Origin of the sequence: Vibrio ordalii ATCC 33509, assembly GCA_000257205.1 — a bacterium.
In the GTDB taxonomy this organism is placed as follows: Bacteria; Pseudomonadota; Gammaproteobacteria; order Enterobacterales; family Vibrionaceae; genus Vibrio; species Vibrio ordalii.
In genome coordinates, this window is record AEZC01000213.1 from 25473 (window position 1) to 42788 (window position 17316).

9 protein-coding genes and 3 pseudogenes are annotated in these 17316 nt (G+C 47.3%); 2 read left to right on the top strand and 10 right to left on the bottom strand.

The features are described from left to right. Window positions 1–19: 19 nt before the first annotated feature. Window positions 20–3455, top strand: a pseudogene (locus VOR_RS17985) (hybrid sensor histidine kinase/response regulator). A gap of 94 nt (window positions 3456–3549) precedes the next feature. Here the strand turns inward: VOR_RS17985 and VOR_RS0114145 are convergent. Together VOR_RS0114145 and VOR_RS0114150 are read right to left on the bottom strand one after the other, a co-directional pair. Beyond that, entirely contained in the window at window positions 3550–5253 is a 1704-nt protein-coding gene (locus tag VOR_RS0114145) for a sodium:solute symporter family protein (protein ID WP_010320348.1), read from the bottom strand. 12 nt (window positions 5254–5265) lie between these two features. After that, a complete protein-coding gene (locus VOR_RS0114150) occupies window positions 5266–5532 on the bottom strand; it encodes a DUF4212 domain-containing protein (RefSeq protein WP_010320349.1) in 267 nt (88 codons plus the stop codon). 387 nt (window positions 5533–5919) lie between these two features. Here VOR_RS0114150 and VOR_RS0114155 point away from each other — a divergent pair, with 387 nt between their 5' ends. Beyond that, complete coding sequence (locus VOR_RS0114155) at window positions 5920–7665, top strand: potassium/proton antiporter (protein ID WP_010320350.1); 1746 nt, start codon at window positions 5920–5922, stop codon at window positions 7663–7665. A 4-nt stretch (window positions 7666–7669) separates the two neighbouring features. On the opposite strand, the gene VOR_RS0114160 is transcribed toward VOR_RS0114155, so the two are convergent. The 8 genes and pseudogenes from VOR_RS0114160 to arcA all read right to left on the bottom strand — a co-directional run bounded on the left by VOR_RS0114160 (window position 7670) and on the right by arcA (window position 16553). Continuing rightward, on the bottom strand, window positions 7670–8299 hold the full coding sequence (locus VOR_RS0114160; protein WP_010320351.1) for a response regulator transcription factor: 630 nt from the start codon (window positions 8297–8299) through the stop codon (window positions 7670–7672). Window positions 8300–8540: 241 nt separating this feature from the next. Next, entirely contained in the window at window positions 8541–10343 is a 1803-nt protein-coding gene (locus tag VOR_RS0114165) for a protein-disulfide reductase DsbD (protein WP_010320352.1), read from the bottom strand. Window positions 10344–10503: 160 nt separating this feature from the next. Next, window positions 10504–10962, bottom strand: a complete 459-nt coding sequence (locus tag VOR_RS0114170; RefSeq protein ID WP_193386226.1) for an arginine repressor — start codon at window positions 10960–10962, stop codon at window positions 10504–10506. Window positions 10963–11369: 407 nt separating this feature from the next. Next, window positions 11370–11834 carry an aspartate carbamoyltransferase regulatory subunit gene (pyrI, locus tag VOR_RS0114180; protein WP_010320354.1) on the bottom strand — a complete coding sequence of 155 codons (465 nt, stop codon included), beginning with the start codon at window positions 11832–11834 and terminating at the stop codon, window positions 11370–11372. A 15-nt stretch (window positions 11835–11849) separates the two neighbouring features. Continuing rightward, a complete protein-coding gene (gene pyrB / locus VOR_RS0114185) occupies window positions 11850–12779 on the bottom strand; it encodes an aspartate carbamoyltransferase (protein WP_010320355.1) in 930 nt (309 codons plus the stop codon). A 407-nt stretch (window positions 12780–13186) separates the two neighbouring features. Then, window positions 13187–14213, bottom strand: a pseudogene (locus VOR_RS17990) (ornithine carbamoyltransferase). Between the two features lie 135 nt (window positions 14214–14348). Next, entirely contained in the window at window positions 14349–15260 is a 912-nt protein-coding gene (arcC, locus tag VOR_RS0114195) for a carbamate kinase (RefSeq protein WP_010320356.1), read from the bottom strand. A gap of 73 nt (window positions 15261–15333) precedes the next feature. Further along, window positions 15334–16553, bottom strand: a pseudogene (gene arcA / locus VOR_RS17995) (arginine deiminase). Between the last annotated feature and the right edge of the window lie 763 nt (window positions 16554–17316).

The window sequence follows — 17316 nt, forward strand, 5'->3', positions numbered from 1 at the left end:
GAACCGATAAGGATATCAAATGCAAGGATGGATCGTCGTTCCCGTTTCGCTCGCTTATTTAGGCGTGCTGTTTCTCATCGCTTGGTATGGTGATAGGCAAAACCAATGGCTGGCAAAATGGCGACCGTGGATCTACAGCTTATCGATCGCAGTCTATTGCACCTCTTGGACTTTTTACGGCACTGTCGGTCAAGCGGCTAGCAACCCTTGGTCATTTTTGCCTATCTACATTGCGCCTATTTTAGTGTTTACCCTTGGCTGGCGTATGTTGGCGCGGCTGATTTTGATTGCGAAACGCGAACATATTACCTCCATTGCCGATTTTATTGCCGCCCGCTACGGAAAATCGCAAGGGTTAGCGGTAACCGTAACTTTGATTGCCGTGGTGGGCATTTTACCTTACATCGCCTTGCAACTGCGCGGCATCACTATGGGGCTTGAGATTATCGCCCCCAATCTCGCTACGCAATTTGGTTATCAGAATTATCACGTCTCGTGGTTTGTGGTTGCGGCTTTAGCGCTATTTACCATGCTGTTTGGTACACGGCATATTGATAACACCGAGCACCACCGCGGCATGATGATGGCGATTGCGTTTGAATCGATTGTTAAATTGGTCGCTTTTTTAGCTGTGGGCGGTTTCATCATTTATCTGGCTTCAAGCCGTGAAACGGTTGATCTAAGTGCGATTGCCGAGCAGACGTATCAAGCGCCCAACTGGCCAACGCTGTTGATCCACACCGTATTAACTATGATGGCGATCATCTGCTTACCGCGTCAGTTCCATACCATGGTGGTAGAAAATGAACGCGCGCAAGATCTACACACGGCGCGCTGGTTATTTCCTCTTTATCTGGCTTTAATGGGGTTATTTGTTCTACCTATTGCATGGGTTGGGCAAAGCTTGTTAAGCGGCAGCCCCGCCGATACTTATGTGCTCAGCGTGCCTATGTCGGTGGGCGCAGAGCATATAGCGCTACTGGCGTTTTTAGGCGGCACATCTGCGGCCAGCGGTATGGTGATTGTCTCGACCATCGCATTGGCTATCATGGTTTCTAATGATTTGGTGATGCCGCTTCTGTTGCGCCGCATGCGTTTAACTCAGCGCAACTACCGTCATTTATCTGGGTTGTTGCTCAACATCCGTCGCGGGTTGATTCTATTGCTGCTGCTTGGCGCGTTGGGGTTTTTATCAGGCATTGGATGCGATTGGTTCTTTATCGGCGATCGGTTTTCTCTCATTTGCGGCGATTACCCAATTTGCCCCTTCATTGATTGGTGGCATGTACTGGCGTGAAGGCAACCGCAAAGGCGTTTATGTTGGATTGGCGGTCGGTTTTACTGTGTGGCTAGTAACCTTAATGAGCCAAACCGACATGCTGGCGGGCGATGCACAAACTAACGTTCTGTTATGGATGATCACCCCGCCGGATTGGTTGGTGCAGATGGGGCTGAAAAACTCAGATTGGGGCATGATGCTCAGTGTTGTGCTCAACACATTCTGCTACGTTGTTGTCTCTATGGTGACTCGTCCGAGTTTGAGTGAGCGTTTGCAATCGGCTTCTTTTGTCGGTACGCCGCTGCCTGAGAGTGAGAATCTCAGCTTGTATCAAAGCCGCGTGACAGTGGCTGAGCTTGAAATGTTGGCCGCCCGTTTTGTAGGGCGCACTCGTGTTCGCACTGCCTTTCGCCAATATTGGAGCCAGCAGCGAGAGACGTTACTGCCTAACCAACAAGCGCCATCTACCTTAATCCGTCATACAGAAAGAGTGCTGGCGGGGGTGTTTGGTGCTTCTTCGGCCAAATTAGTGCTCACTTCCGCACTGCAAGGGCGCAACATGCAACTTGAGGAAGTGGCGACCATTGTTGATGAAGCATCTGAGCTGTACGACTTTAGTCGCGGCTTATTGCAAGGGGCCATTGAGCATATTGGTCAAGGAATTACCGTGGTCGATAAAAAGCTGCGGCTGGTGGCGTGGAACCAACGCTATCTCGAACTGTTTGAGTTTCCCGCTGGGCTGATTCAAGTGGGGCGACCGATTGCGGATGTGATACGGCACAATGCGCAACACGGATTGTGTGGCCCTGGTGACCCTGAGGATCACGTGCGGCGGCGGGTGTATCACCTTGAGCAAGGAACCAGACATACTTCGGCGCGTATTCGCCCTGATGGACGAGTTATTGAAGTGCAAGGCAACCCGATGCCGGGCGGCGGGTTTGTGATGAGCTTTAGCGACATCACCGTTTTTCGCGAGGCTGAGCAAGCATTAAAAGAGGCCAATGAAACCTTAGAAGATCGCGTGCACCAACGCACCCTAGAGCTTGAAACCCTTAATAAACGTTTGGTGGCGGCAACTCAAAAATCAGACCAAGAATCGCAATCAAAATCGCGCTTTTTGGCCGCTGTCAGCCACGATTTAATGCAGCCGTTGAACGCTTCGCGCCTGTTTGCCTCTTCGCTCTCGGAAGTGGCCAAAGAGACGGAAGTGAAAACGTTGGCGGGTTATATAGAGAGTGCTCTGGGCGCGGCTGAAGATCTGATTGGTGATTTGCTGGATATTTCACGTCTGGAGTCCGGCAAGCTTGAGGTGCATTGCCACAGCTTTGCTATTAATGATGTGTTTTCGAATCTTAACGCTGAATTTAGCGCCTTAGCCAAGCAGCAAAGCATCGATTTTAAAGTGATTCCGTCCTCGCTCTATGTGATGTCTGACCCTAAATTATTGCGCCGCGTGGTGCAAAACTTTCTCACTAACGCGTTTCGCTACAACCCTAAAGGAAAAGTGGTGCTGGGTATACGCCGAGTGCGAGATCAGGTCAGGATTGATGTTTGGGATAATGGCATTGGTATCGAGCAAGATAAGCAGCAAGAAATCTTTGAAGAGTTTAACCGTGGTAGCCAAGTCCGTTCTGACCAAGGTTTGGGGCTCGGTTTAGCGATTTCAAAAGGCATTGCACATGTGATGGGTCATCAAATATCGATGCGCTCTTGGTATGGAAAAGGCAGCGTGTTTTCGCTCTCTTTGGCGCGAGCTGAACCTGTTAAACAGGCTCCGACACTGGCGATAGAGCAAGGTATGCCATCTGATCTCAATCATCTGCGCGTACTGTGTGTGGACAACGAAGCTGATATTTTAGTCGGTATGAACGATCTGCTGGCAAGGTGGGGGTGTGATGTCAAAGTAGCAGCCGACTTACTGCAAAGCTTGAAAGCATTAGAAAACAATTGGTTGCCCGATGTCATTTTGTCGGATTACCGCTTAGATAATGGTCGCACTGGTTTGGAGGTGCTGCAGCAGTGCCGCCTACGGCTTGGAGATAGTTTTGAGGGGGTTATCATCAGCGCTGATCGCACTGAAGAGATGATGGATGCGATTAAATCCAATGGCTTTAGCTTTCTTCCCAAACCGATAAAACCACTCAAACTGCGCGCGCTGTTGAATCGAGTCAATTGAGCATACAGCATAAAGCCGATGCGTTGACATCGGCTTTATGGTTATCACGCTTCACTGCGGAGCGAACATCGAGCATGACGCTCGTAGGTGAAGATTAATGGTCGTGAGCTTGACCCGCGCCTTTCGGGAAGCGGATAGATTCCACCATTTCTTGCACTTCGGTTGGAACTTCTGCGGTAAATTTATTCACCACAATCGATACCACGAAGTTCAAACACATACCTAGCGTACCAATACCTTCAGGACTGATACCAAACAACCAGTTATCTGGCGTGCTGGCTGCCGGGTTAATGAACTTGAAGTAGATGATGTAGGTTGCGGTAAAGATAATCCCTGCGACCATGCCCGCGATCGCGCCTTCTTTATTCATCTTCTTGTAGAAGATGCCCAAAATAATGGCCGGGAAGAAGGAGGCGGCTGCCAAGCCGAAGGCAAACGCTACCACCTGAGCCACAAAACCCGGAGGGTTAATGCCGAGGTAACCCGCACCAACAATCGCAATCACAGAGGCTAAGCGCGCGGCTAACAGCTCTTGTTTATCGGTCATGTTTGGTTTGAAGCCTTTCTTCAATAGGTCATGTGAGATTGATGTTGAGATAACCAACAAAAGACCTGCGGCTGTAGAAAGCGCGGCAGCTAAACCCCCAGCTGCGAGTAAGCCAACCACCCAGTTTGGCAATTTCGCTAATTCAGGAGATGCCAATACGACGATGTCAGGGCTAATTTTCATCTCATTACGCTCATCGCCGGAGTAGAACATGCGACCATCACCGTTCTTATCTTCCCAACTCACAAGACCAGTATTTTCCCAGTTTTTAAACCAAGTCGGTGCTTCTGCTGCGGGTACACCTTGCATGTCTGACCCATTGATAGTGTCAATTAAATTAACTCGTGCAAAGGCAGCAACGCCCGGTGCGGTGGTGTATAGCAAAGAGATAAACAGCAATGCCCAACCTGCCGAAATACGTGCATCACGTACTTTAGGCACAGTGAAGAAGCGAATGATCACGTGAGGAAGACCAGCAGTACCTACCATCAAGGCTGCGCAGATAAAGAACACGTCAACCATGCTTTTATTACCATCAGTATAGGTAGTAAAGCCGAGCTCTTGAGTTAAGCCATCAAGTTTATCGAGTAGGTAGACATCGCTTCCAGTAATGGTTGAACCCATGCCAATTTGTGGCAGTGGGTTACCTGTCATCATGATCGAGGTGAAAATAGCCGGAACAAGGAAGGCGAAAATGAGCACGCAGAATTGTGCAACTTGTGTATAAGTGATGCCTTTCATGCCACCAAGTACTGCGTAGAAGAACACGATCCCCATACCGATGACGATACCGACGTTAATATCCACTTCGAGGAAACGAGAGAAGACCACGCCGACGCCGCGCATTTGCCCCGCCACATAAGTAAACGAGATAAAGATGGCGCAAAATACCGCCACCATGCGCGCGGTTTTTGAGTAGTACCGCTCACCGATAAAATCCGGCACGGTGAACTGGCCGAATTTACGCAAGTAAGGTGCAAGGCAGAGTGCTAGTAACACATAGCCGCCAGTCCAGCCCATTAGATAGACAGCGCCGTCGTATCCGATGAACGAGATAATACCTGCCATCGAGATAAACGAAGCGGCTGACATCCAGTCCGCTGCGGTTGCCATGCCGTTGGCAACAGGGTGAACGCCACCGCCAGCGACATAGAATTCACTGGTCGATCCTGCACGAGCCCAAATGGCAATGCCGATATAGAGTGCAAACGTAATACCGACCAGAATAAACGTCCAAGTTTGAATATCCATTTCGTAAACCTCTTAGTCTTCCTGCACGTTGTATTTCTTGTCGAGCGCATTCATGCGCACAACGTAAATAAAGATCAAGGCGACAAAGGTATAGATGGACCCTTGTTGTGCAAACCAGAACCCTAGTTTGAAGCCGCCTAAATGAATCGTATTCAGTGCGTCGACGAAAAGAACGCCTGCACCATATGATACCAAGAACCACACTGCCAGCAGTGAGCCCATAATTGCCAAGTTTTCCTTCCAGTAGGCTTGAGCATGTTCGGTTGATTGGAACGCCATGACCTTCTCCTTCGGTTTGCATATCGTAGTGTTAATTTAATGTTACGAAGTCAAGATAGAAGTGAAAGGGTGGTGGGTCTGTGCAACTTTAGTCGGGAGGTTGTTTTTTCCAATTCATTGTAACTAAATGAAATGCCTCAATTTAGAAGGTCTTTATTATGTTGAATAAATGTTAAATTAGCCAAAAGTATAAGATCATAAGCTCTTGATTGGAAAATCGCTCATGGCGAGTTAAGGATTTTTTATGTAGTTGGTTATTCTCGCCACGATAAAAACGATCAATGTTTACATAAAGTTGTCTTAAAAACGGATTAAACTAAGGCACAATGGAACGCGAGTTTATATTGGTTGTTCAATCAATAATAATTAAATCAATAAGGAAGGAATATGGATGCAATCGCTATCAATGGTTTTTTTCTCGTAGGTGCTTTGCTGATTGCATTAAGTGTGTTGTTAAGTCCGGTCTCTTCTAAGTTAGGGATCCCTATTCTGCTCATTTTTTTAGTGGTGGGTATGTTGGCTGGCGAGGATGGACCTGGGGGGATTTTATTTGATAACTATCCTCTTGCTTATTTAGTCAGTAACTTAGCGCTCGCCATCATCTTATTGGATGGTGGTATGCGTACCCGTGTTGCCAGCTTTCGGATTGCCTTTTGGCCGTCAGTCTCATTAGCGACGATTGGGGTAGCAATTACTACTACGCTGACGGGGTTAATGGCTGCATGGCTGTTTAATTTGGAGTTGCTACAAGGCTTATTGGTCGGTGCGATTGTCGGCTCAACCGATGCGGCGGCGGTTTTTTCTCTGCTTAAAGGGAGAAGCTTGAATGAGCGCGTCGGTTCAACGTTGGAGATTGAATCGGGCACTAACGATCCGATGGCGGTGTTTTTAACCGTGACATTAATTGCGGTGCTGGGTAGCCAAGGCGATGATCTCAGTGCTGGGTTTTTGTTACTGAGTTTTATCCAGCAATTTGGTCTCGGCGCTTTATTTGGATTAGCCGGAGGTTGGCTACTCTGGAAGCTGATTAATCGTAATCAGTTGCCTGAAGGGCTCTATTCTATTTTGGCCATTAGTGGTGGTTTGATTATTTTTGCGCTGTCCAATTCACTCGGCGGCAGTGGTATTTTATCTATCTATTTGACGGGGTTACTGCTGGGCAATAAACCGACCCGTTGCCGTTACTCGATCTTGAACGTACTGGATGGGATGACGTGGCTTAGTCAAATCGGTATGTTCCTTGTGCTTGGGTTATTGGTCACACCTTCTGAATTGCTGACCATTGCGGTGCCGGGCCTTGCGCTCGCCTTTGGTATGATTTTGTTTGCGCGCCCCATTTCGGTATGGATCGGTTTATTACCATTCAAAGCATTTACCGCGCGTGAAAAGTGGTTTATCTCTTGGGTTGGACTACGCGGCGCTGTACCCATTATTTTAGCGGTTTTCCCAATGATGGCCGGTTTACCGAATGCGCAGCTCTATTTTAACTTAGCCTTCTTCGTTGTGATGGTATCGTTAGTGGTGCAAGGTGGGACCTTGATGAAAGCCGCTGCTTTGGCTCGCGTTGAACTGCCGCCCAAACCTGAGCCAGTTTCACGTACCGGTGTTGAGATATACCCATGCAGCGAATGGGAAACGTTGGTCTATAAACTTAAACAAGATAAATGGTGTATTGGTGAGCCATTACGCAACCTCTCTATGCCTGAAGGAACACGTATTACCGCCGTGTTTCGTGACGAGCAACTGCTTCACCCATCGGGCAGTACTAAGTTGCAAGAGGGCGATGTATTGTGCGTGTTAGCACAGGAGAAAGATCTCGAATCACTGAGCAACCTATTTAGTGAAGCGCCAGAAAAAGCCTCGTTAGAGCGCTTCTTTGGTGACTTCTTTTTGGATGTGGATGCAAAACTCGTTGATGTCGCAGCCTATTATGGTTTGACGATTGAGCACCTCAATCAAGAGATGACGCTCAACGATTTGCTGATCCAAGAGCTCGGAGCCACACAAGTACTGGGTGACCATTTTGAATGGCAAGGTCTGTATCTGGTCGTAGCGGACGTGGCCGATTGGCAAGCAACCAAAGTCGGTTTGCGATTACCTTTAGAAGAGGCGTTAGATGAAGCGAGCGAGTAGCTGACTACTCGCCCAACTCATTGAGTAAAATTACTGCTTGAGTGCGGTTTTTAACCCCAAGTTTACGGAAAATAGCCGTCATGTGCGCTTTGATGGTCGCCTCAGAAACATTAAGCTCATAGGCGATTTGTTTGTTGAGTAGCCCATCAGAGAGCATGCCTAATACCTTGTATTGTTGCGGGGTTAAGGCGGCAATTTTCTTGGTTAAATCATTGCACGCGGCGTGATTGGCAATTAGCCCTTCAGGGAAAAATGGGTCACCGGCTAGGACTTGATTGAGTGCTGCGATCAGCGCGCGCATGTCACTCGATTTAGGAATAAAGCCAAACGCGCCATGGCTTTTTACTTGCGCTACTACCGAAGGCTCTTCACTGGCTGAAATCACCACAATCGGTAAATCAGGGTATTCGGCTCGCAAGTGAATGAGCCCTGACATCCCATTTGCGCCTGGCATTTTGAGATCCAACAGCAGCAAATCCGCATCGCTCTGTTTGGTTAATAAGGCTAACAGGGCATCTAGCGAATCCGCTTCCAATAAATTGGCACCGCTTATCGCCATATGCACTGATTGAAATAGCGCATTGCGAAACAGAGGGTGGTCGTCAGCAATGATGATGGTGTAGGTCGAATCCATGACGTTTTACACTTTTAGCAATGTCATTAAATCGATTATTGACCGCGATCTCTCGCTGAACAATCTTTATACGCTAAAAGTCTGAACTGTATCCACTTTTTGTCTGAGACTTAGTAGTGACTGAGCCTGATCTGAGAGTGGTGCATGCCAAGCGGTTCGAGAAGAAGTGATGGCGTTCACGCGCCATTATTGCCGACGGTTGCAATGGCTTGCTCAAACAGGCGGCAATAACGGGTAAACCTTAAAGCTGGTGGGCGATGAGGTGCGCTAAAAAGCGATCGGCTGGCATAAAACCGCTGATACGCGCGTTTGAAACGCGTTCACCTTGCGCATTCCAAAAATCAATCGTCGGTAACCCTAGCACGTTCATCGCCTTGAGCAGCTCAATATCTTGTGGCTGATTTTTGGTGACGTCCGCTTGCAATAGCACAAAGTTTTGCAGTTTCTGCGCGACCTCTTGCTGATGGAAAGTGTATTTTTCAAACTCTTTACATGCCACGCACCAGTCGGCGTAGAAATCGAGCATGACGGGTTTGCCTGCTAATTTGGCTTGGCTCAACTGCAAGTTGAGCTCGGCAATATTATTCACCCGAATAAACTCGACATGGCTACGGCTTGCTAGGTTGGCTTGTTCTGGCTTAAACCATGCATCCAGTGCAGGTTGCGCTGAAGCAAACAGACCCAATAGCGCAATAATGCCAACCATGCTCTGTTTCCAGCCACCAAACGGCAAGCTGTTTTTACAATGATAGAGCCAACCAAACGCGGCGATCCCAAGCGCGGACCAGAGCGCCGTTGACCACACTGGTGGCAATAAGCGTTCAAGTAAGAAGATCGGCGCAGCCAGTAAAATAAAGCCAAACAGTGTTTTGACTCTCTCCATCCAGCCACCCGCTTTAGGTAGCAGTTTATTACCAAATACGGCGACCAAGATCAGTGGAATCCCCATGCCCATTGCTAAGGCATACAGTGCAATCGCACCAGTGAACAGATCGCCACTTTGCGCGACATACAGCAGCGCGCCAGAAAGAGGCGCGGTGGTGCACGGTGAGCAAACCAAACCGGAAATCGCGCCCATGGCAAACACGCCAACACTGCTCCCGCCTTGCTGCTTATTACTCAGGCTGCTTAGCCACGTCTGTACTTTGCTTGGCAGTTGTAAGGTATAAACGCCAAACATCGACAGGGCGAGTAGCACAAATAGGGTACTGAGGCCAATCAGTACATAAGGGTGCTGCATCGCGGCTTGAAATTGTAACCCAGCCGAAGCGACGACTAGGCCAAGCACGGTATAAGTGAGCGCCATACCTTGCACGTAAATAAACGATAAAATCAACGCGCGCTGTTGTGAAAGTTGGCCACGGCCAAGCACGATACTGGTGAGGATCGGGTACATCGGGAGTACGCAAGGGGTAAAGGCGAGGCCAACGCCAAGTGCTAAAAAGAGAAGCGGTGTCCACCAAGAATCGGCGAGGCGGCTTGCTAGCCCGTCTTGTTCAGCCACGGGCGCTTTTGGTGACGCTGTTTCGCTTTTCGCTACATTGGCCGCCGTGTTGCTGTCAGAGCGAGTATCGCTTGCCACAGCTTGAAGGTCGATAATTCGCGTTTCTGGTGGATAGCAAAAGCCCGCTTTTGCACACCCTTGGTACTGGATAATTAATTTGGCGTTTGCTGCTGCACTGAGGAGCGGTACGTCGACAAACAGTGGCTCAGTATAAATCTTCACATCACCAAAAAATTCATCGTGATATGGCTGACCATCGAGCATCTCGATTTCACCAAGCTGCGCATTTTCGGCGCTGATACTGATCCGATCTTGGTAGAGGTAATAGCCCTGCTTGACCTGCCAATCTAAGAAGACCTGCTTACCTTGCTGCTCGGCATGAAAAGGAAACGCTTGGTCAACAGGGACAAATTGATTGTCGGCTGAGGCCAAACCGAGGTTGTTACCACTATTGAATGGATTGTCATTGCCGAAGACCGCCAACGCAGGTTGGGAAAGTGTCAGCAGAGCTAGCAGTACAAAGGAAAAGAGTAGGCGCATACAAAAATCGAGTCTTCATTAGGTGAGTGTCATCTTAACCCAATCAGACCGCTTTTCGGCGCAATAAGTTTCACAGTGATGGAAAAATCGTCGCTGATGAGGCAGTGAAGCGAGAAAAGCCAAGTGAGGTTGTCGCCCTCACTTGGCTGGGCGATAGGGCTTAAGCGACACCTAGGCGAGTTTTCACCACCGCTTCACACGCTTCAATATTATTGATGTCTTTGGGAATAATAAGCACAGTGTCATTACCACCGACCGTTCCTAAAATCTCAGTGTGGGGATCAATATCAACCAATCGTGCGACCAATTGAGCACTTCCAGGATGAGTTTTTACCACCACAGTGGCTTGATTGTGAGTGATAAACTCAATTTGTGAAGCGATAGATGACTCAACACGCACTGGCGCGGTTTCGACCGTAATGCAGTACACTTTTTTGCCGCACGCATTTTGCACTTTCACCACACCAAGTTGGGAAAGCAAGCGTGATACAGTGGATTGGCTAATGCCTTCATAGCCGAGCTCTATTAGCCTGAGTCGTAGCTCATTTTGGTTAGCAAAACTTTGTTGTTGTAGGATTTTCTTACAAGCGGAAGCTAACGTTTTGTCATCGGCTTGCATTGCGCCGTGGGGGATTTTTCTGTTCACGGGCGGTTCCTTTTATACACGCTACTGCGTCTGGGGTATCGGTGATCCTTACCATGCCAGCACACTCCCAAAGCCCTAGAGTGTGAGTTGACGTTATGTGTGACGCCAATGGCGCAACGGTTGAGCATTGCTCTTTTCCCCTCTATAGGTGGTGGGGGATTATGATTGATGCCTGTAGCTTAGCATTAATCAATGTGTCGCTTTTTGCGGGGGATCACCAAATAATAAACTAGATTGCCGATTGATTTTTGGCGTTTTATGCTGATTTGATGGAATAATATGCACGGAAATATGCAAGATTCGGAAGTTGTCCAGCGCCGAGTTAGGACGCTGGAGGCTGGCAGGGCTGTAAACGCGATGGAGACGCGCTTAGTGCTGTTTTAGCAACGTTCAGTCATGATTTCGCGCGAGAATACTTTCTCACAATAGTGGCATTTGAGATGCACATTCTCTTGTTTGAGCTGCACTTTAAAGCGGCTCTCGACAGGCTCGCCATGAGAGATGCAGTTGCTGTTTGGGCAACGAAATACGCTGTCAATTCGCTCTGGCAAAGTGAGGGTCAGTTTGTTGACCACTTTATACTCTTCAATTTGATTGACGGTGGCTTTCGGGGCATACAGTGCTAATTGGTTCGCTTGCTCTTTGGTGAGATAAAGGTTTTCTATTTTAATCAGATCTTTATTACCTAACGCAGAAGAGGGCAGATTTAGGCCAATCGTCACACGTCGATTGGTTTCATTTAACTTAAATAAAGAGAGAATTTTGATCCCAAGGTTGGCAGGGATATGGTCAATCACGCTACCGTTACGAATCGCTTCAACTTGCAATTGGGTCTCTTTTACCATGAGGTTATCTCCTGCTTATAAGGTTGGGTTAAGAACAATGGCTAATAAAGCTTCACGCGCATAAACGCCGTTTTCGGCTTGTTGGAAATAGTAGGCGTAAGGTGTTTTATCGACATCGGTGGTGATTTCATCGACCCGAGGCAGTGGGTGCAGCACTTTTAAATTGTGGCGAGCTTCTTTTAATGTTTCTGCGGTTAAGATGTAAGCCGATTTCATGTGCGCGTATTCGGATGCATCAAAGCGCTCTTTTTGTACGCGCGTCATGTACAGCACATCCAGTTCAGGCACGACCTCTTCAATGCTGGCGTGCAAACTAAACGCAATGCCAGCCTCTGAGAGTTCTTCGCAAATGTAATCTGGCATCGCCAGCACTTCTGGGGCGATAAAAAAGAAACGTACATTGTTGAATTTCGATAAGGCTTGGGTGAGCGAATGGACGGTGCGGCCATATTTTAAGTCGCCGACGAACGCGACGTTAAGGTTATCGAGCCTGCCTTGCGTTTCATAAATGGAAAACAGATCGAGCAAGGTTTGGGTTGGATGCTGGTTAGCTCCATCACCACCGTTGACTACGGGAACGCCGTTGGAAAACTCAGAGGCTAAACGTGCAGCGCCTTCTTGTGGGTGGCGCATGACAAATGCATCGACATAAGAGGAAATCACTTGCACCGAGTCAGCTAAGGTTTCCCCTTTTTTGGCTAGTGACGTATTGCCGCCATTATCAAAACCAATCACTGTGCCGCCTAGGCGCTGCACTGCCGTTTCAAACGACAAACGGGTACGTGTAGAGGGCTCAAAGAAGCAGCTTGCTACTACTTTATTTTTGAGAAGTTGAGGGTTTGGTTCCGCTTTAAGCCTTGTTGCAGTTTCAACAATCAGCTCCAGTTCCGCGCGGCTCAGTTCTGGAATGGAAATGATGTGCTTGTTAAATAACGAATGCGCCATAACGTGTCTTCCCTCTGTATGGTTCGCTTTTGCTACTAGCCTTTGCGAAATTTTGCTTAAAAAAAAGCCCCCTAAAATAGGAGGCTTCAATAACGTTCAGAACAGAAAAACAAAACGACTAACTCGACCGGCGCCGGGTGTAATGGATGGCGTTGATGGGGAGTGCTGCGGTTCATTTTCTGCTCTGTTTAGACAAATTGTGAAGGATTATACGGACAAAAAACACGCTGGCAATACTCTTTGGAAAATATCCAGAAAATGGATTTTTATGCGAAATTAGCTTGATTTCGATGTTATTTACTACGCGTTTGCAGCTAAAGCATAAGCGCGATTTGTGAGTGTTATTGAATGAAAAAAAATGCGAGCTTTATTATCTACTATTCGTTAACTAAGTTAACTACCCTAATTTAGTTACCTAAGGTGGCCACCATCACGGCTTTGATGGTGTGCATGCGGTTTTCAGCTTCATCGAACACGATGGAATGCTCAGATTCAATCACTTCATCGGTCACTTCAACGCCTTTGGCAAGCACTGGGTAGTTTTTCGCAAGCTCTTTGCCAACGGTGGTATCTTCGCCGTGGAAAGCAGGAAAGCAGGAAAGCAGGCAAGCAGTGCATGAATTTCACATGTGGGTTACCAGTGGCTTTTAGCATTGCCATGTTCACTTGGTAAGGCAGCATCAATTCAATGCGCTCTGCCCATGCTTCTTTCGCTTCGCCCATCGATACCCAAACATCGGTGTAAAGGAAATCACAGCCTTGAACGCCTTATTGAACATCATCTGTAAGCGTAATTTTCGCGCCTGTTTGCTGCGCAATAGTGCGACATTCCGCGACTAATTCTTCGGTTGGACAGAACGCTTTTGGCGCAACAAGGCGAATGTCCATGCCCATTTTCGCAGCGCCCACCATCAAGGAGTTCCCCATGTTGTTGCGTGCATCACCGAGGTAGGCAAATTTCATTTCATGGAGGCGTTTGCCACGGCCATGTTCGATCATGGTAAGGAAATCAGCCAAAATTTGTGTTGGGTGGAATTCGTCAGTTAAGCCGTTCCATACTGGTACGCCAGCGTAGGCACCAAGCTCTTCAACGATCTCTTGACCAAAGCCGCGATATTCGATGCCGTCATACATGCGGCCTAAGACGCGCGCGGTATCTTTCATCGACTCTTTGTGGCCAATTTGTGAACCTGATGGGCCTAAGTAGGAGACTTGAGCACCTTGGTCAAACGCTGCTACTTCGAATGCACAGCGAGTGCGCGTTGAGGTTTTTTCAAAGATAAGTGCAATGTTTTTGCCTTTGAGACGAGGCTGTTCATAACCGTTGTATTTGGCTTTTTTCAGCTCAAGTGATAGATCCAATAGGTGTTGGATTTCGCGTGGAGTGAAATCAAGAAGTTTTAGAAAGTTACGATTGCGTAAGTTAAAAGCCATGATCTTTTCCTCATTTGCAACGCTTGCTTCTGATGAAAGGGTGGAAGAAAGCGTTACTATTTTTTTAAAGTTAAAAACAGTTGTTTAAAGTTAAAAACAGATTCGGTTTATAAAATAGATGTTAAAAACAATGTGTTAATCACGCGTAATGTTGGTGCCTGCTGTGCCTTCTAAGATGCTTAGGCCATCTTCTAACGCGCCGATCCCAACGACTTTCCCGCCTTGTTGAATGAATTCGCACGAGGCTTCAATTTTTGGCCCCATAGAACCAGCATCAAATTGATAGTTGGCAAGCTCGCTTGGCGTTGTGCTGCGCAGCGCATGTTGGGTTGGTTTACCCCAATCAAGGTAAACGGCGTCAGCATCGGTCAAAATGAGCAGCGCGTCGGCGTTCAATTGTTTGGCAAGAAAGGCAGCCGACATGTCTTTGTCGATCACTGCTTCTACACCGACTAATTTGCCGTTTTCACGTTTGACTGGAATACCGCCACCACCGGTGCAAATCACCAAATGACCGGCACTGATAAGCTGGGAAATCGCATCATGTTCGACGATGCCTATCGGTTGAGGGCTCGGAACCACACGGCGGAAGTATTGGCCGTCGGGTTTGACTGTCCAGTGGTATTTCTCAGCCAATTCACGTGCTTCTGCTTCTTGATAAACTGGGCCAATCGGTTTGGTTGGGTTGGCAAATGCAGGGTCTTTCGGGTCGACCATCATTTGGGTCAACATGCACGAAATATTGCGTTCAGGCAGCATGTTTTTGAACTCTTGCATCAACATGTAGCCAATCATCCCTTGAGTTTCACTGCCCAATACGTCGAGTGGGTACGGCGCTACTTTTTTGTATTCGAGACCTTGTAGTGCCAGCAGGCCAACTTGAGGGCCATTGCCATGCACCAGCACCACGTTATAGTGTTTGGCTATTTCGGAAATGGTTTTGACTGCAATTTCAATGTTGCGACGTTGAACATCTGCTTCTAATGGCTGACCACGACGAAGTAGCGCGTTTCCACCTAATGCAACAACAACAGTTTGTTTGCTCATAATTCTATCTCTTCTAAGGTGGGTTGAGGCGTGCAGAGGAGATTTGCCTCAACCCATTTGATTAACCTAAGGGCTAGATACCGTCACGCTCAATTGGGCAGCTCATGCAGCGTGCACCGCCACGGCCACGGCCCAATTCGTCACCAGGAATAGACAGAACAGTGATGCCTGCTTTGTCGTATTTTTCATTGGTATAGGTGTTGCCTTCATAGCCAATCACGACCCCAGGTTTGACGGTTAGGACATTGTTTGCATCGTTCCACTGTTCACGTTCTGCGTTGAAGTTGTCACCGCCCGTTGTGATCAGGTTGAGCTTGTCAACGCCAAGTGCTTTTTCGATGGCGGTCACGAAATAACCTTCTTCTTTGACGTTCACGGCACCAGACTCATCGCCTGTGAGGCTCCAGCATTTCACATCTTTGCGTACCACTTCTGGGTAAACAGAGAAGGTGTCTTCACGCATGTGTGTCATGACGGTATCTAAGTGCATGCAAGAGCGGTGTTTTGGTAGTTCCATCGCAATGATTTGCTTCGCTTGGCCATGTTTAAATAGGCTAGCAGCTAAGTGTTCAACACCTTGCGCTGTGGTGCGCTCAGACATACCAATCAGTACTGCACCTTTGCCAATCACAAGAACGTCACCACCTTCAATGGTTGAATTATCGTAATTAATGCTCTCGTCATCACCGAAGTATTTAATGAAGTCCTGGCCCGCAAAGCTTGGATGCCAGCGGTAAATTGCACGCACATGGTTGGTTTCACGTTGACGTGCAGGTTTTGCCATTGGGTTGATTGATACGCCACCGTATACCCAGCAAGACGTATCGCGAGTAAAGAGATGGTTTGGTAGTGGTTCAATGATGAAATCGGTTGGTGCATGCAAGCCTTGCATCATTGAAGAGGATTTCATTGGCATTTCAGCGTAAGACAAACCACCTGTCAGGATTTTTGCCAATTCAAGGTTTGGCAGATCGCTGAGGTAGCAGCGCACGTCATTCGCAAATGTTTTGCCAAGGCGGTAATCCGATACTTGTTGAGTAAGCAGCCACTCTTTTGCGACGGGAACCGCTAGCGTGTCGGCTAATAGGTCGGTCAGCAGTAAAACTTCAACACCTTGGTCACGTAGCGTTTGTGTGAACGCATCATGCTCTTTCCCCGCACGCTCTACGGCCAATACATCATCAAACAAAAGGTCGTGACAGTTTGATGGTGTTAAGTGAGTGAGCGTCTTGGGCGGTGAACAAGAACTCGACGTAATTGACCAATTTCAGAACCAACATATAACTTACTCATAATAGTATCTCTCTTAATTTATACCCTTCCTACTTGAAGCCGCAGCGGTGTTGGCTACGTTCGTTCACCCCAATCACATAGTTTGCCTATGCTCATGGGGACTCACTCACTTGCCGCCTACCTGCAACTCCAAGTTGTTTGGGTATATATGCATTTATGCCGTTATATTTTTGACATTAAATTCAACTTTTTCTGGATAAATACATAATTATTTCTGTAGGGAATTTAGTATGAATTTATTTATTCACTTCTTTGTTCTGCAATTAATATTACCCTTGGTCTGTATATGTTCTTAGAGGTCCATCACAGAATGATTTATATTGAAATTCGGCGAAAATAAGAGTTTTTTAACAATGTTTATGCAGTGTTTATATTGTGAGTGTCATATTTATTACTGCTTTTTTTATGGATGTTAATTCAATTTAAATCTCACGCAGCACTACTCCATATAGGACAGGTATTTTGGTCGGGAATTTTATGCACCAAAAACACGTCGATAATTCTTAGAATTGGTTAAGAATATGCACTTGAAAAGGGTATATAGTTGAATATGAGTCGAAGAAATGGGCTGTGTTAACATAACTTTCTTAATAAAACTTGATCTCACGCAGGCTTTCTAATGTAGATGTTTTGTCTGAATTGGCGTAATAGAGGACGGAAAATGAGAGATGAAATAGCAGGCGATCTGAATTTGGTGATAAAGGAATATAGGCCGCGTTTTATTTAGTCACCAAAAGTGGTTATTTATCCCAGCCGATTGCTA

Coding starts and splice junctions, on each gene's coding strand:
- VOR_RS0114155 (WP_010320350.1), top strand. CDS start 5,920: ATGGATGCAATCGCTATCAATGGTTTTTTTCTCGTAGGTGCTTTGCTG.
- pyrI (WP_010320354.1), bottom strand. CDS start 11,834: ATGGTAAAAGAGACCCAATTGCAAGTTGAAGCGATTCGTAACGGTAGC.
- pyrB (WP_010320355.1), bottom strand. CDS start 12,779: ATGGCGCATTCGTTATTTAACAAGCACATCATTTCCATTCCAGAACTG.
- VOR_RS0114150 (WP_010320349.1), bottom strand. CDS start 5,532: ATGGCGTTCCAATCAACCGAACATGCTCAAGCCTACTGGAAGGAAAAC.
- VOR_RS0114160 (WP_010320351.1), bottom strand. CDS start 8,299: ATGGATTCGACCTACACCATCATCATTGCTGACGACCACCCTCTGTTT.
- VOR_RS0114170 (WP_193386226.1), bottom strand. CDS start 10,962: ATGCAAGCCGATGACAAAACGTTAGCTTCCGCTTGTAAGAAAATCCTA.
- VOR_RS0114145 (WP_010320348.1), bottom strand. CDS start 5,253: ATGGATATTCAAACTTGGACGTTTATTCTGGTCGGTATTACGTTTGCA.
- VOR_RS0114165 (WP_010320352.1), bottom strand. CDS start 10,343: ATGCGCCTACTCTTTTCCTTTGTACTGCTAGCTCTGCTGACACTTTCC.
- arcC (WP_010320356.1), bottom strand. CDS start 15,260: ATGAGCAAACAAACTGTTGTTGTTGCATTAGGTGGAAACGCGCTACTT.